This is a genomic window from Micromonospora sp. NPDC049801, from assembly GCF_040656575.1.
Classification (GTDB): Bacteria; Actinomycetota; Actinomycetes; order Mycobacteriales; family Micromonosporaceae; genus Micromonospora.
Window position 1 is genome coordinate 179,438 of sequence record NZ_JBFAMS010000008.1, and the last position, 14,685, is coordinate 194,122.

Annotated in this window: 19 protein-coding genes; 12 read left to right on the forward strand and 7 right to left on the reverse strand. The window is 72.1% G+C overall.

Annotation, left to right across the window (positions count from 1 at the left end; genetic code table 11):
• Positions 1-38: 38 nt before the first annotated feature.
• From AB0I89_RS17065 to hisF, 9 genes are all read left to right on the forward strand, one after another.
• Complete coding sequence (locus tag AB0I89_RS17065; protein ID WP_266244462.1) at positions 39-212, forward strand: hypothetical protein; 174 nt, start codon at positions 39-41, stop codon at positions 210-212.
• Positions 209-844, forward strand: a complete 636-nt coding sequence (hisH, locus tag AB0I89_RS17070; RefSeq protein WP_357127005.1) for an imidazole glycerol phosphate synthase subunit HisH — start codon at positions 209-211, stop codon at positions 842-844. Before AB0I89_RS17065 ends, hisH begins: the two co-directional genes overlap by 4 nt.
• Before the next feature lie 39 nt (positions 845-883).
• Positions 884-1,207 (forward strand): hypothetical protein, encoded by a 324-nt coding sequence (locus AB0I89_RS17075; RefSeq protein ID WP_357127008.1) that lies wholly within the window; start codon positions 884-886, stop codon positions 1,205-1,207.
• Positions 1,208-1,221: 14 nt separating this feature from the next.
• Complete coding sequence (gene priA, locus AB0I89_RS17080; protein WP_357127011.1) at positions 1,222-1,947, forward strand: bifunctional 1-(5-phosphoribosyl)-5-((5-phosphoribosylamino)methylideneamino)imidazole-4-carboxamide isomerase/phosphoribosylanthranilate isomerase PriA; 726 nt, start codon at positions 1,222-1,224, stop codon at positions 1,945-1,947.
• Complete coding sequence (locus AB0I89_RS17085; RefSeq protein WP_357127014.1) at positions 1,944-2,333, forward strand: RidA family protein; 390 nt, start codon at positions 1,944-1,946, stop codon at positions 2,331-2,333. Before priA ends, AB0I89_RS17085 begins: the two co-directional genes overlap by 4 nt.
• A gap of 79 nt (positions 2,334-2,412) precedes the next feature.
• Positions 2,413-2,859, forward strand: coding sequence for a MarR family transcriptional regulator (locus AB0I89_RS17090; RefSeq protein ID WP_357127017.1), 447 nt, complete (start codon positions 2,413-2,415; stop codon positions 2,857-2,859).
• A gap of 5 nt (positions 2,860-2,864) precedes the next feature.
• A complete protein-coding gene (locus AB0I89_RS17095; RefSeq protein WP_357127020.1) occupies positions 2,865-3,296 on the forward strand; it encodes an organic hydroperoxide resistance protein in 432 nt (143 codons plus the stop codon).
• Positions 3,297-3,343: 47 nt separating this feature from the next.
• The gene (locus tag AB0I89_RS17100) at positions 3,344-4,342 is read left to right on the forward strand and encodes an NADP-dependent oxidoreductase (protein ID WP_357127023.1); all 999 of its coding nucleotides are present in this window, start codon (positions 3,344-3,346) and stop codon (positions 4,340-4,342) included.
• Between the two features lie 73 nt (positions 4,343-4,415).
• A complete protein-coding gene (hisF, locus tag AB0I89_RS17105; protein ID WP_357127026.1) occupies positions 4,416-5,183 on the forward strand; it encodes an imidazole glycerol phosphate synthase subunit HisF in 768 nt (255 codons plus the stop codon).
• A 116-nt stretch (positions 5,184-5,299) separates the two neighbouring features.
• On the opposite strand, the gene AB0I89_RS17110 is transcribed toward hisF, so the two are convergent.
• Entirely contained in the window at positions 5,300-6,007 is a 708-nt protein-coding gene (locus AB0I89_RS17110; protein WP_357127029.1) for a 5-formyltetrahydrofolate cyclo-ligase, read from the reverse strand.
• Between the two features lie 10 nt (positions 6,008-6,017).
• Positions 6,018-6,710, reverse strand: coding sequence for a helix-turn-helix transcriptional regulator (locus tag AB0I89_RS17115; protein ID WP_357127032.1), 693 nt, complete (start codon positions 6,708-6,710; stop codon positions 6,018-6,020).
• A 380-nt stretch (positions 6,711-7,090) separates the two neighbouring features.
• On the opposite strand from AB0I89_RS17115, the gene AB0I89_RS17120 reads away from it, so the two are divergent.
• The gene (locus AB0I89_RS17120; RefSeq protein ID WP_357127035.1) at positions 7,091-7,402 is read left to right on the forward strand and encodes a hypothetical protein; all 312 of its coding nucleotides are present in this window, start codon (positions 7,091-7,093) and stop codon (positions 7,400-7,402) included.
• Between the two features lie 60 nt (positions 7,403-7,462).
• A complete protein-coding gene (locus tag AB0I89_RS17125; RefSeq protein WP_357127038.1) occupies positions 7,463-8,005 on the forward strand; it encodes a GNAT family N-acetyltransferase in 543 nt (180 codons plus the stop codon).
• A 64-nt stretch (positions 8,006-8,069) separates the two neighbouring features.
• Here AB0I89_RS17125 and AB0I89_RS17130 read toward each other — a convergent pair whose 3' ends face one another.
• Positions 8,070-8,531, reverse strand: a complete 462-nt coding sequence (locus AB0I89_RS17130; protein WP_357127041.1) for a hypothetical protein — start codon at positions 8,529-8,531, stop codon at positions 8,070-8,072.
• Between the two features lie 102 nt (positions 8,532-8,633).
• Positions 8,634-9,308 (reverse strand): hypothetical protein, encoded by a 675-nt coding sequence (locus AB0I89_RS17135; protein ID WP_357127044.1) that lies wholly within the window; start codon positions 9,306-9,308, stop codon positions 8,634-8,636.
• A 59-nt stretch (positions 9,309-9,367) separates the two neighbouring features.
• Between AB0I89_RS17135 and AB0I89_RS17140 the strand changes: the two genes are divergently transcribed.
• Positions 9,368-10,825 (forward strand): PLP-dependent aminotransferase family protein, encoded by a 1,458-nt coding sequence (locus AB0I89_RS17140; protein WP_357127047.1) that lies wholly within the window; start codon positions 9,368-9,370, stop codon positions 10,823-10,825.
• Between the two features lie 62 nt (positions 10,826-10,887).
• Here the strand turns inward: AB0I89_RS17140 and AB0I89_RS17145 are convergent, their stop codons facing one another.
• The 3 genes from AB0I89_RS17145 to AB0I89_RS17155 all read right to left on the reverse strand — a co-directional run bounded on the left by AB0I89_RS17145 (position 10,888) and on the right by AB0I89_RS17155 (position 14,558).
• Positions 10,888-12,714: a long-chain fatty acid--CoA ligase gene (locus tag AB0I89_RS17145; protein WP_357127050.1), complete on the reverse strand. Its 1,827-nt coding sequence runs from the start codon at positions 12,712-12,714 to the stop codon at positions 10,888-10,890.
• A gap of 137 nt (positions 12,715-12,851) precedes the next feature.
• Positions 12,852-13,799, reverse strand: a complete 948-nt coding sequence (locus tag AB0I89_RS17150; RefSeq protein ID WP_357127053.1) for a terpene synthase — start codon at positions 13,797-13,799, stop codon at positions 12,852-12,854.
• 129 nt (positions 13,800-13,928) lie between these two features.
• A complete protein-coding gene (locus tag AB0I89_RS17155) occupies positions 13,929-14,558 on the reverse strand; it encodes a TIGR03085 family metal-binding protein (protein ID WP_357127055.1) in 630 nt (209 codons plus the stop codon).
• Between the last annotated feature and the right edge of the window lie 127 nt (positions 14,559-14,685).

The following is a 14,685-nucleotide window of genomic DNA, read 5'->3' on the forward strand; positions in this document are numbered from 1 at the left end:
CAGCGGAGCCCCGCAGTCGCGAATGGAAGGTGGCTCTGATGGGTGCCGCGTTGCCGACGTTGCTGTTGATTCTCGCCGGAGTGCTGGTGGGTGGGGCGTGGTCGCTGCACCGGCAGGGCGCTCCGCGCGGCGCCGTCGTGGTGACCGCGCTGCTGGCGCTGCTCGCCACGGCCGCCGGGGTGCTGCGGCTGATCCCGGAGTCGGGGTCGTGACCGCCGACGTGGTGGTGCTCGACTACGGCTCGGGCAACCTGCGCTCGGCGGAGCGGGCCCTCGAAGCGGCCGGCGCGAGCGTCCGGGTGACCGACGACCTGGCCGCGGCGGCTGCCGCCGATGGTCTCGTGGTGCCGGGGGTGGGCGCGTACGCCGCGTGCATGGCGGGTATCGAGGCGCTCGGCGCGGGCCCGGTGATCGCGGAGCGGGTGGCGGCGGGCCGGCCGGTGCTCGGCATCTGCGTGGGCATGCAGGTGCTCTTCGAGTACGGCGAGGAGCACGGGGTCGTGACGAAGGGCCTCGGGCTGCTGCCCGGCGGGGTGACCCGGTTGGCGGCGCACCGCCTGCCGCACATGGGCTGGAACACGGTCCGCGCGCCCCAGGGCTCGGTGCTGTTCGCCGGGTTGCCGGCGCAGAGCCGCTTCTACTTCGTGCACTCGTACGCGATGGGCGAGCCGGCGGCGTTGGCGGGCGCGGGCGCGCTGGTGACCACGGCCCACCACGACACCGACTTCGTGGCGGCGGTGGAGCGTGGGCCGCTGTCGGCGGCGCAGTTCCACCCGGAGAAGTCCGCCGACACCGGTGCCGCGCTGCTGCGCAACTGGCTCGCCACGCTGCCCGCCGGTGACTGAGCGTCGACGCCGCCCGGCGTTCGCCCAGCGGGCGTCGCGGTGAGCCGCGAGCGGGCCCGCCGGCGGGCGGAACGTGAGGCGGAGCAGGCGCGGGAGCGGGCGGTCCGGCAGCGCCGGGTGGCCCGTCGGCAGCGCCGCCGCGCGGTTCTGCGCCGGTTGACGCCACAGGTCCGGCGGGGTCGTTCGGGCCGACTGGCCCGGCACTCGCGGGGTGAGCGCGCGGCGATCGTGCTGCTCACCGGGGCGGCGATGATTCTGATCTGGACGTTCGTCGACGATCTGGCGCTGCGGGTCGCGTTGATCGTGTTGTTGCTACTCGTACTGCCGGCGATCGTGGTGATCGCCCTGGACCGTCGTACCTGATCGAGGAGAAGACGTTGAGCCTCACCCTTTTACCCGCCGTGGACGTCGCCGACGGCCGGGCCGTCCGGCTCGTGCAGGGCGCCGCCGGCAGCGAGAGCGTCTACGGCGACCCGCTGGACGCGGCGCTGGCGTGGCAGCGCGACGGCGCCCAGTGGATCCACCTGGTCGACCTGGACGCGGCGTTCGGTCGGGGCAGCAACGCGCACCTGCTCGCCGAGGTGGTGCGCCAGATGGACGTGCAGGTCGAGTTGTCGGGCGGGATCCGCGACGACGAGTCGCTGCGGGCCGCGCTGGGCACCGGGGCGGCCCGGGTGAACATCGGCACCGCCGCGCTGGAGAACCCGGAGTGGTGCGACCGGGTGGTGGGGGAGTACGGCGACCGGGTCGCCATCGGGCTGGACGTCCGGGGTCAGACGCTGTCCGCGCGGGGGTGGACCCGCGACGGCGGTGACCTGTACGAGGTGCTGGAGCGCCTGGACAAGGCGGGCGCCACCCGGTATGTCGTCACCGACATCACCAAGGACGGCACGATGCGCGGGCCGAACCTGGACCTGCTGCGGGACGTGTGCGCCCGCACCGACCGGCCGGTGATCGCCTCCGGCGGCGTGTCCACCCTGGATGACCTGCGGGCGCTGGCCACGCTGGAGCCGCTGGGTGTGGAGGGCGTGATCGCCGGCAAGGCGCTGTACGCGGGCGCGTTCACGGTGTCCGAGGCGCTGCGCACCCTGGCCGAGGCGTGACGGTCACCCGGCTGGGCTCGGGCGGGCCGTGGGAGCAGAGTTACGGCTACTCCCGGGTGGTCCGCGCCGGTGACCTGGCCCTGACGGCCGGCTGTACGGCCACCGTGGACGGTCGGGTGGCGCACGTCGGGGACGCGGCCGCGCAGACCGCGCAGGCGTTACGGATCGGGTTGGCCGCGCTCGCTGAGGTGGGCGCGGAGCCGGGTGACGTGGTCCGGACCCGGATGTACGTGACCGACCGGCTGCACGCCGACGAGGTGGGCCGGGCGCACAACGCGGTCTTCGGCGCGGTCCGGCCGGTGGCGACGCTCGTGGTGGTGGCCGGTCTGCTCGATCCGGAGCACCTCGTCGAGGTGGAGTTGGAGGCGTACGTCGGCGACCGCTGACCGCTTCGGTGGCGGTCGTCACGGCCGCATCCCGTGCCGATAAGTTGTGCACAACTTAATTGCGGGCTACGGTTCAGCGGTGACCGATGACCTGGTGCTGCGCCGGCAGGTGTGCTTCGCGCTCTACGCCGCGTCGCGCGCCCTCACCGACGTGTACCGGCCGATCCTCGACGAGGTCGGGCTGACCTACCCGCAGTACCTGGTGCTGCTGGTCCTCTGGGAACGCCCCGACGACCCGCCCGCCGTGTCCGAGCTGGGCGCCGAGCTGCGGCTCGACTCCGGCACCCTCTCCCCGCTGCTCAAACGGCTGGAGAGCGGCGGCCTGGTGGTGCGCCGACGCGCGGCGCGCGACGAACGGCGGGTCGAGGTGAGCCTCACCGAGCGGGGTCGGGCGCTGCGCGAGCGGCTCTGCGACGTTCCGCTGCGGATCGCGCAGGCCACCGGCCTGGGCATCGACGAGCTCGTCGCGTTGCGCGACACGCTCACCCGGGTCACCGAGACCGTCCATCGACAGAAGGAGCAGTGACCATCATGAAGGTTCTCTACACCGCGTCCGCGACCGCCACCGGTGACGGCCGGGACGGCCACGTCGAGACCTCCGACGGCACCTTCGCCATGGACCTGGCGTCGCCGAAGGAACTGGGCGGCGAGGGTGGCGCCACCAACCCCGAACAGCTCTTCGCCGCCGGCTACGCCGCCTGCTTCCACAGCGCCCTGCGCATCGTCGGCCGCCGCGCCAAGGCCGACGTGACCGGCTCCGTCGTCTCCGCCGAGGTCGGCATCGGCCCCAACGGCAGCGGTGGCTTCGGGCTCACCGCCCAGCTCATCGTGGACCTGCCCGCCGTTGCGCGGGAGACCGCCGAGCAGCTCGTCGAGCAGGCCCACCAGGTCTGCCCGTACTCGAACGCCACCCGCGGCAACATCGACGTCGCGCTGACCGTCCGCGAGACCCTGGCCGCCTGACCGTCGCGGCCCCGGACCCCACCCGCGTACGAGAGGACGACCCCCCGATGACCAGCAACCGCGAGATCCACCTGGCCCGCCGCCCCGACGGCTGGCCCACCGAGGACACCTTCCGGCTCGTCGAGACCGACGTCCCGACGCCCGGACCGGGCCAGATCGTGGTCCGCAACCAGTACGTCTCCGTCGACCCGTACATGCGGGGACGGATGAACGACGTCAAGTCGTACGTGCCGCCGTTCGCGCTCGACGCCCCCCTCGACGGGGCCGCCGTCGGCGAGGTGGTGGCCAGCGAGTCACCCGACATCGCCGTGGGCGCCACCGTCCTGCACGGGCTCGGCTGGCGGGAGTACGCGCTGCTCGACGCCGGCCGCGCCCGCACCGTCGACGCGAGCATCGCCCCGGCCAGCGCGTACCTGAGCGTGCTCGGCATGCCCGGACTCACCGCGTACGCCGGTCTGCTGGAGGTCGCCGCGATGCGGCCCGGCGAGACGGTCTTCGTCTCCGCCGCGGCCGGCTCGGTCGGCAGCCTGGTGGGCCAGATCGCCAAGCTCAAGGGCGCGGGCCGGGTCATCGGCAGCGCCGGGTCGGCCGCCAAGGTCGAGCGGCTCCGGGCACTCGGCTTCGACGCCGCGTTCGACTACCACGACGGGCCGGTCCGCGACTCGTTGCGCGCCGCCGCCCCGGACGGCATCGACGTCTACTTCGACAACGTCGGTGGCGACCACCTGGAGGCGGCGATCTCGGCCATGAACCTGCACGGCCGGGTCGCCATCTGCGGCATGATCGCCCAGTACAACGCCACCGAGCCGCCGGCCGCGCCGCGCAACCTGGCGCTGGTCATCGGCAAGCGGCTCACCCTGCGCGGGTTCCTGGTCAACGACCACAACAACGTGCGCGCGACGTTCGTCCAGGACGTGGCCGGCTGGCTGCGCGAGGGCAAACTCTCCTACGACGAGACGGTCGTCGACGGCATCGAGAACGCCCCGGCGGCGTTCCTCGGCCTGCTCCGCGGCGAAAACCTGGGCAAGATGCTCGTCCGGGTGTGACGTGCACCTGCGGTACGGCGGTCGGCCCCCTCGGGTCGGCCGCCGAGCCGTGCGCGGAGGATAGGCTGACCGCATGACGGTGGCGGTACGGGTGATCCCCTGTCTCGACGTGGACGCCGGGCGGGTGGTCAAGGGGGTCAACTTCCTCGACCTGCGCGACGCCGGCGACCCGGTGGAGCTGGCCGCCGTCTACGACCGGGCCGGCGCCGACGAGCTGACCTTCCTCGACGTCACCGCGTCGTCAAGTGACCGGGGCACCATGCTCGACGTGGTACGCCGCACCGCCGAGTCGGTCTTCATCCCGCTGACCGTCGGGGGCGGGGTCCGGCAGGTCGGCGACGTCGACACGCTGCTGCGCGCCGGAGCCGACAAGGTCGGCGTGAACACCGCCGCCATCGCGCGGCCGGAGTTGATCGCCGAGATCGCCGACCGGTTCGGCCGGCAGGTGCTCGTGCTCTCCCTCGACGTACGCCGCGCGCCCACGGGCGACACGCCCAGCGGGTTCGAGGTCACCACCCACGGTGGCCGGCGCGGCACCGGCATCGACGCGGTGGACTGGGCCCGGCGGGTGGCCGAGCTGGGCGCGGGGGAGATCCTGCTCAACTCGATGGACGCCGACGGCACCAAGGCGGGTTTCGACCTGGAACTCATCGCCGCGGTGCGGGCCGTGGTGGACGTGCCGGTCGTCGCCAGCGGAGGGGCCGGCGAGGTGGCGCACTTCCCGCCCGCGATCGGAGCCGGGGCCGACGCGGTCCTCGCGGCCAGCGTCTTCCACTTCGGCGAGCTGACGGTGGGCGAGGTCAAGGACGCCCTGCGCCGCAACGGCCACCCGGTCCGCTAGCCGCGCCGAGCCGTCGTCCGCGCCGGCCCCGGTGGGTACGCGTCGAGCGGTCCCGCCCGTGTCCCGCATCGAACGCGCACGCCACGGGCTGGCATCTCGTGGACCCGGCGGAGCAGTCAGCGCAGCACGGGGATGGTGTCGAGCTGGTCGGGGCGGAGGTTCTCCCTGATGATGCCGGACGGTCGCTTCCGGTCCGGCACGCATGCGACGACCTCTTCGGGAGTGACCGCGTAGTCGACGCTGAAGTCGTGGTCGGCGTGCGGTAGTTCCTCGTCGAGGAGTTGGCTCTGGTGGACGGTGGTGGCGATGGTCGTCTCCTTGGACACGAGGCCGGCCTCGGCCAGGAGCGCGATCTCCAGGTCCGAGTAGCCGGCTCCCTTGCCGAGTCGTACGCCGTTGTGTCGGTTGATCGCGACGCTGCCGCAAACGATCAGATCCACCGCGCGCATGCCATCGGTGCCGACCGTGGGGGCGACCTCCGGGGCGCCACTGCTCGTGGCGGCCATCTCGAACGGGACGTGCAGAGCGGCCGGGTCGAGCAGGTAGAAGGGTTCCGGGGTGGCGAGTCGCGGAACCGCCATGTAGAGCAGCTTGCCCTCCTGGAGGGCGCGGACCCGGACGGGCAGTTGGGCGCGGTCGGGATTGCACTTGATGACCCGTGCCCGTTTCCAGATATCCAGTTCCGCGAGCCGGGCGGCCGCGTCTTCCTTGCCGGCGAAGTCGGGGATGTGGCCGTGAACGCCCGGCGGTGCGACGCCTCCGCGTTCGAGGAGGTCCCAGACGCGTCGTCGAACGGACTGCTTGGCGTCGTCGGTGCTTGTCACGCTGGTCCTCCTAGGGAGTCATGAGGGTGAGGAGCCGGTCGTTGACGGCAACTGCCTGCGTCGTCAACGCGACGGCAGCGGTTGGGCGCTTGGTGCCGTAGAGCGCGAGGTAGCTCTTGCGCAGCAACGCGTTGGCTTCGGCGACCGGATCGCGGGCCTCCCTCGCGGCGTCGGCCGCCTGGTCGAAGTAGGCCGCGCTGGCCGCGTGGTCGTGTCGCTGTGTGGCGTCCCATACCAGTTGGCCCATCAGCGTCGCCGCCTCGGCGACCGCCGCAGCCAGTTCCCGTTGAACTGAGCCGACCTGGGCGTGCTGGCGGAGGAAGACCGCCTGACCGTGCAACTGTGCCGCCTCGGCGAGCAAAAGAGTCGAAGGCGTTCGGTCGTAGCGCTCGTCCAGATGCCGTACGCGCTCCCGTATGTGTGCCACGGTGATCAGGTCGACGCGACCGGGCTGCCGCAACGCGTAGTCGAGACGTCCGTCGAGCGTGGCGGGTGGTCGGCGGGTGTCGGCCAACAGATCAGCCAGTTCCTCAACGGACACCTTGAGCGCCCTGGCCAGGTGTGGGCGGAGCCAGGGTTGCGGGTCGGTCTCCGCGCGTTCCCAGCGCACGATGGTGGAACGATCCACGCCGAGGACTTCGGCGAGGCGTTCCTGGCTGAGGCCGATCGCCTTGCGTCGTTGCGCGAGCCTGTGCCGCCGCAAGCCCGGTGCTCGCCGACCGTTGCCGCCACTGTGCATCACGGATCCATTTATCCAGCTCACCGTAGTCGTCGCAATGGGAGTGCATCGAAACTGCGCCAATGCCGCACTGGGATCAGCCGGCGCACCGTTGGGTGAAGACCAGCGATCAAGCGACCTACTGAGCTGGGGTGCAGGGTGAGCTGTTGGAAGCGCGATCGACCTCACGATCTGGCCGAACGCTCAGGTCCTGCTCGCGTCCGGACTACTCCCCATCTGCGTATCGCCATCGGGGCTGCGCGGGTGGGTGATCGGCGGCCTTCCCCGAGCCGCCGTTCGGTGGCGGTGGGCTTGCCAATCCCCCGGCGAGCCCACCGCCGGCCGTCCCGACGGGATGCCCATTCATGACGGTGCGGCGGGACCGGTCTCGGGAGAGCGGGCATCTGCCGATGCGTCCGCTGTGGCTGTGCTGCCGGTGCGGACAGCCGTGGCCGTGCGGAACGGCGAAAGTCGCTCTCGTGGTCGAGTACCGTGACATGTCGCTGAGCCTGTTCCTTTATCTCGCCGGCTGCCTACACGAAGCCATCGATGACCTGCACCGGCTCAACCCTGCCGTCACAGGCACTGCGGCCGATCTGTTCGATCGATTCCTCGGCTGGCCGGTTCGGCATCGTCGCCCATCCGCCGTCGAACCGCAGATACCGGACGGCACTTGAGAGCGGCGACCAACCTGACATGTCCCCGATCTGCTGTCGAACGGACTAAGCTGCTCCGCCATGCCCGTCACGTACCGCATGCACACTCCCGAATCGGCCGCGGCCGTGTTTCCGGCGCTGGTACGTCTGTACGCGGTCGTCTACGCGGAGCCGCCGTACGTCGAGGGACCGGATCAGGTGGCCGCGTTCGCCGCCGCCCTGCCTGCTGAGACGAGGCGCCCTGGGTTCACCCTCGTGGTGGCGGACGACGCGGGGGAACTGGTCGCTGCGGCGTACGGTTCGACGATGGCTGCCGGGCGTTGGTGGACGCGTGCCACCGCCGAGCCGCCCGCCGATCTCCGCGCCGTCGACAAGTTCGCGGTCATGGAATGGATCGTGCGTCCCGGCCGGCGGGGTGAGGGCATTGGCGCGCAGCTTATGTACCGGCTCCTCGACGGGCGGGCCGAGCGGTGGGCGACTCTCGCGTCCAACCCGGCCGCGCCGGCCCGCGATATCTACCAGCGCGCGGGTTGGCGGCAGGTCGGCGGGTCGGCGATGCCCGACGGCACACCCACGCACCTGCTGGTCCTGCCGCTACCCGCTCCGCCCGTCGGCGCGCCCTAACCGTGGCAATGTTGGACAGTTTTCGTTAGTAGCTAACGGAAACTGTCCAAGATCTCGTTGGGGGTCAGTGGCCGCCGGACTGCCCCTCGGGTGAGCGGCGGGGCGTGGGGATCGAGCGGACCGCGTACTCCTGCACGGCCGCCGCGTGGTCGGCCTCCTCCAGGATCCAGTCGGCGCTGCCGGGCGCGTGCCGGCGGCTCAGGACCCCCTGCACGGTGTCCACCATCGTGGCGACGCCGGCCCGGGGCCGGCTGCGCCAGAGCTGCTCACCCTCGGCGGTGATGCGGAACCACCCGTCGGCGACGGTGACCAGGCCCGCGCCGACCAGCCGCTGGACCGCGGCCTCCACCTCGTGTCGTTCGGGAATCGCGTGGTTGAGATGGTCGGCGGTGGACAGCACGTCGGTCAGACGTACGCCCTCCGGGCGGCGGCTGGTCGCGGAACGGCGGTGCCGTCCGGCGCCGCTCGCGATGACCAACGACACGAAGATCCATGCGTCGCTCCAGCGCCAACCGTTCTCCCCCATGCAGTGATGATGACGGCGAGCGCCGCGGAAGGGAACACCCACCCTCCAACGAGCCCACTTCCACCAGCGCGGCGTGCCGGTCCGTGAACGGTCGGTGAACGTTCAGGCGGCCGGGGCACGCGACGGGTCACCGGCGGTGACCGCCGACTCGTCCTCAGCGTCGGCCTTGGCCGGGGGCACCGCGACGAGCGGGATGAAGAACTGCGCCAGCGGACCGATGGCCAGCGCGTACGCGACGGTACCCACGCCGACCGTGCCGCCGAGCAGCCAGCCCAGCGCGAGCACGGTGACCTCGATGACGGTACGCACCAGTCGCACCGAGAAGCGGGGCCGACGGGCGACGAAGCCGGTCATCAGCCCGTCGCGTGGGCCCGGACCCAGGCTGGCGCCGAGATAGAGCGCGGTGGCGGCGCCGTTGGCGACGATCCCGGTGATCAACAGGGCGATGCGGACGCCGAGGGGACCACCGGCGGGCAGCAGGGCCAGAGTGGCGTCCACCACGAGGCCGACCACCACCACGTTGCTGACGGTGCCGAGGCCGGGCCGCTGTCGCAGCGGAATCCAGAGCAGCAGCACCAGGGCGCCGACACCGATGGTGACCGTGCCGAAGGAGAGCCCGGTCAGCTCGGACAGCCCCTGGTGGAAGACGTCCCAGGGGTCCAGGCCCAGCTGGGAGCGGACCATCAGGGCCATGCTGACCCCGTAGAGGACGAGCCCGGCGTAGAGCTGGCTGAGCCGTCGGACCGGCCGCTCCCGCAGATTGCCAATCAGTGCCATGCATGCCACCCTAGGTGCCAATCCTCCCGGAGGAAGAGGCCAATATCCGAGGAGTGGTCATGACTGGTCAGGTGCGAGGGGTCCAATTAGCGCGCCTGCTGGGGCAGTGGCACGCCCTGCCGGGCCGTCGCCGCAGCCCCGACTACGCGGCGCTCGCCGGTGCGGTACGCGGGCTGCTCGCCGACGCCCGGCTTCCCCTGGGCGTGCGGCTGCCGGCGGAACGTGAGCTGGCCGAGGCGCTGCGGATCAGCCGTACCACGGTCACCGCCGCGTACCGGGAGCTGCGTGAGACCGGCCACCTGGCCAGCCGGCGGGGCGCCGGCAGTTGGACGATGCTGCCGGGCAACCACCGGGTCGCCAGCACCGGCCTGTGGACCCCACTGGACGACCGGGACATGATCGACCTCGGCGTCGCCGCGTTGGCGGCCCCGCCGCAACTGCTCGGGGCTGCCCGGGCCGCCGTCGAGGACCTGCCCCGCTACCTGGGCGGCGCCGGCTACCACCCGACCGGCATCGGTGAGCTGCGCGAGGCGGTGGCCGCCGGTTACACCGCGCGCGGGCTACCCACCTCGGCCGACCAGATCATGGTCACCAGCGGCACCCAGCACGCCCTGGACCTGGTGCTGCGCCTCGCCCTGGCCCCCGGCGGGAACGTGCTGGTCGAGTCACCGACCTACCCCAACGCGCTCGCCGCGCTGGCCGGCCGGCGGGCCCGGATCGCCACGCACGGTCTGTCCGCCGACGCCGGCGGCTGGGAGCCCGACCTGTTGCTGGGCAGCCTGCGGCAGACCCGCCCCAAGTTGGCGTACCTGATCCCGGAGTTCCAGAACCCGACCGGCCACCTGATGCCCGCCGCGTTGCGCGAGCGGGTGGTCGCCGCCGCCCACGCCGTGGGCACCGATCTCATCGTCGACGAGTCCTTCGTGGACCTCCCGCTGGACGGCGTCGAGCTGCCCCCGCCCACGGCCACGTTCGACCGGCACTCCCGGGTGGTCAGCATCGGAGGGATGAGTAAGCCCTACTGGGGTGGTCTGCGGATCGGCTGGGTCCGCGCCTCCGCGCCGCAGGTGCAGCGGCTGGCGGCGGTCCGGGTCGGCGTCGACATGTCCAGCCCGGTGCTCGACCAGTTGGTCGCGGTGCGCCTGCTCGCCGACGCGGCGGCCATCGTCGCCGACCGTCGGGCGCAGCTCGCCGCCCAGCGCGACGCGTTGCTCGGCGCGCTGGCGCACCGACTACCGGACTGGCGGGTGACCGTGCCGCGCGGCGGCGTGACCCTCTGGGCCGAGCTGGACGGCCCGGTCTCCAGCGCGCTCGCGCGGGCCGCCGAGGAGGTCGGCGTACGGCTCGCGCCCGGGCCGAGGTTCGGTCTGGACGGCACCCTGGAACGCTTCCTGCGGTTGCCCTTCACCCTGCCGGCCGCCGAGCTGGTGGAGGCCGTGGAGCGGATCGCCACGGTCCGCTACGACCTGGACCGCAGCGGCCGCCAGCGGTGGCCGGAGCCGTCGGTCATCGCCTGAGCGGACCCGAGGACGCCGGTGGCCCCACACCTGGGCGGGTGCGGGGCCACGACGACACGTTCCTAGAGCTCGGCGAGGGAGCCGGCGTACATCTTGTCGATCTCGGCGGCGAAGTTGCTCTCCACGCCCCGTCGCTTGATCTTCAACGACGGGGTGACCTCGCCGTCCTCGATGGTCAGGTCACGCGGCAGGATCGCCACCTTCTTGATCGTCTCCCAGCGGTTCAGCTTGGCGTTGAGCTGGGCGACGTACTCCTCGACCATCGCCTGCGCCTCCGGCGAGGCGACGATCTCGGTGTAGTCGCGGCCCTCCAGCGGGCCGCCGGCCACCCAGCCGCGGATGGCGTCCGCGTCGAGCGTGACGAGCATCGTGCAGAAGTTGCGGGCCTGCCCGATCACGACCGCCTGCGAGGTGTACGGGCAGATGGCCTTGAACATGCCCTCGATGTGCGACGGCGCGATGTACTTGCCGCCCGAGGTCTTGACCAGGTCCTTCTTGCGGTCGGTGATCCGCAGGTAGCCCTGCTCGTCGAGCGTGCCGATGTCGCCGGTGCGGAAGAAGCCGTCCTCGGTGAACGCGGCGGCGGTCTCCTCGGGCAGGTTGTGGTAGCCGCGCATCACCGGGCGACCCCGCACGAGGATCTCGCCGTCGGTGTCGACCCGGCACTCCAGGTCGCCCATCGCCCTCCCGACCGTGCCGATGCGCAGCCCGTCCGGTGGGTTGACGAAGTTGCCGGCGCTGGTCTCGGTGAGGCCGTAGCCCTCCGAGATCGGCAGGTTGGCCGCGGCGAAGAAGGTGGCGATCTCCGGGCTGAGCGGCGCGGCGCCGGAGACCAGCACCCGCATCCGGCCGCCCAGGCGGGCCTGGAGCTTGCTGAACACCAGCTTCTCGGCCAGCCCGTAGCGCAGCTTGAGCCCGGCCGGCACCGGCTTGCCGGCCTGCTCCAGCGCGACCTTCTCCTTACCGACCTGGACACCCCAGGCGAAGATCTTCGCCTTCGCGCCGCCGGCGCCCTGCGCGGTGGTGACCGCCCGGTTGTAGACCTTCTCGAAGACGCGGGGGGCGCCACACATCAGCGTCGGGCGGATCACCGCGAGCAGGTCGACCAGCTTCTCCACCCGCCCGTCCACGTACGTCGGCAGGCCGACGTGGATCGCGCCGCAGAGCAGCGTCTTGCCGAACGAGTGCGCCAGCGGCAGCCACAGGTACTGCAGGTCGTCGTCGCGCAGCAGCCCGCCGTCGGCCTGCGCCACCGCCTCCCAGCACCACCCACCGTGCAACAGTTCGACACCCTTGGGCTGGCCGGTGGTGCCGGAGGTGTAGATCAGCGTGGCCAGGTGGTCGGGGCCGATGCCGGCCACGAGCATGTCGATCAGATCGGGTTCGGCGGCCAGCGCCCGGCTGCCCCGCTCTTCCAGCTCGGTGAGGGTGAGCTGGGGGATCGCGGCGTTCGGGTCGGGGGCGCCGTCGAAGAGCACCACGTGGGTCAGCGCCGGCAGCTCCGCTCCGGCAATCTTGGCCGCCTGCGCCGGGTTCTCCGCGAAGAGGACCCGCGAGCCGGAGTCGGCGATGATGTACGTCGCGTCCGCCGGCTCGGTGGTCGGGTAGACGGTGGTGGTCGCCCCGCCGGCGCACATGATGCCCAGGTCGGCGACCACCCAGTCCAGTCGCGTGTTGGCGAGGATCGCGACCGGGTTCTCCTGGCCGACGCCGAGCGCGTGCAGGCCGGCGGCGACGGCCTTGGCGCGCTGGCCGACCTGCGCCCAGGTCAACCAGTTGGGCCCCGAGTCGTCAGGGGTCGGGGACGCGAACGCGTGCCGGTCGGGGGTGGCCGCCACGCGCTTGAGGAACATGTCCGGGATGGAACGGTACGGTACATCGAGAGCCATCGCTGTAGCCGCCTTCGGGGGTGGCGACGTGACGGTCGTCACGTCATAGTGGTTACCGAAGAGTATTGCCTGATACCGGGCATCGGCTAGTGCCGGTGATCGTCCGGCGACCCTGCCGCGCCGACCGGCGCCCTGAATCAGGCGTAGCGGGCAGCCACGACCGACCAGTCGTAGGTGGCCCGGACCCAGTTGCGCCGCGTGGCCAGCGGCGAGCGCAACGCCGCGACACCGCTCGCCAGCAGGCCCTCCTCCGCCGCCTGGTACGCCGCCAACCCCCGGTTGAAGCGTTCCGCGGCGGCCCGTAACGCGCCCGCCTCGTCGAGGCCGCTCTCCTGGGCGATGACCGTCACCAGGTTGTGCGCGTCCGGGCCGGACCGGCTCTCCTTGCCGTACGAGAAGAGGTCGTTGCACCAGCACACCAGGTCCACCGCCAGCAGGTCCAGGGCGGTCAGCGCCGGATCGGCCCGCCGCGCCGGCCCGGGTGGCTGCTCCGACGCGAGGTCGGTCAGGGTGAGACAGGGGTGTACGCCGCCGATGTGCCGACGCAGTTGGACGTACTCCGTGACCCCCGGTACCCGGCGGCGCTCCCGGTTGCTGGCCTCCCAGAGCAGCGCCAGCAGGTACTGGCGGACCTGGCTGACGAACCGCAGCAGCATCGGCGCCCGGCCCTCGGCCCGGGTCCGGCGGCACAGGTCGTGCAGCGCGGCGCCCAGCGGGCCGGCCTCCGGCGGTGGTACGGCGCGCGGGTCGCCGGCCCGGTCCAACACGTTGAGCAGGGCGGCGATGACCGGCGCCAGCCGGCTCGGATCGGCCCCGAGGCCGTCCTCGTCGCAGGCGTCGTCCATGACGAACAGCCAGGAGATCAGGTCGGTGAGGAGTCGCAGCCCCCGTGCCGGCCCGTCCGGGCAGGCTCGGCCCGCCAGGCCGGCGGCGTCCGCCCGTTGCAGTCGATGAATTTGACCGGAGTTGACCAGGCCGAAAGCGCGCGCCCAATCGACGCTCTCGTTGGCTACCAGATCTGTGGACTTGTGGCGCCCCGCCGTGAAGGAGGGTTCCCGTAGCGCCGAGATTGCGAAACTTCGCATCGTGTGCCCCCACATCGTGCCGCCCCGGCGCGGAACGGCGCGGTGAAGCGTACGGGAGGAGGTATCGGTATGCATCGTTGGGACTGGGGCATTCGTCCGACGTTGCTGTGACCGATTAGGCGCAGAAAGTCACATGCCCAGGCTGGCGTTGCGCAGCTGCCGCGCGGACGACGCCGGGCCGTCCAGCTGGACCCTGGCCACCCGCTGCCGTCCGGACAGGAACAGGGCCAACTCGGCCGGGGCACCCACCAGGCGCAGTCGTTCGCCGCCACGGCCGACGGAGACCTCGCCGTACCCCGGCGCCTGCACGTAGAGGTCCGCCGGGAAGCGCCGCAGCGTCAGCCGGGCCATCGGTGCGGCCCGCTTCCACAGGGTGGCCTGCAGGCCACGCGGCAACTCACGCGGCTGCCATCCCCCGACGGCCCGCCGAACGTCCTCGTGGTGGATGAAGAACTCCATGGTGTTGACCAGCTCGTCGGTCAGCGGGTTGCTGACCGGGCTCCACACCGGTGGCCGGCGTACCTTCGCCACCAGCTCCGGGTAGGGCCCGGCGGCGAGCCGGCGGCGGACCCGTTCGGCGTACCCCCGCAGAGGCGGCAGCAGGATCCCGCCGGCGGCGTCCAGACGGCGCTCGCGCAGCACCAGGTGCGCGGCGAGGTCGCGCGTCGCCCAGCCCTCGTTGATCGTCGGTGCGTCGGGCCCGAGGGCCAGGAGGAGATCGGCCAGCGTCTCGCGCTCGGCTCGGGCGTACCGCGACATGGGCCGATCGTAGGCCCGGACCCTGGCGGCCGCGCGGCGAGCGGGACCGGGTCGTACCGCTGGCGCGGGCGTGGAATACGTGATGGTCGACATATCCCGTCCGGGTCGGCGGCGCAGGCCCGCACCG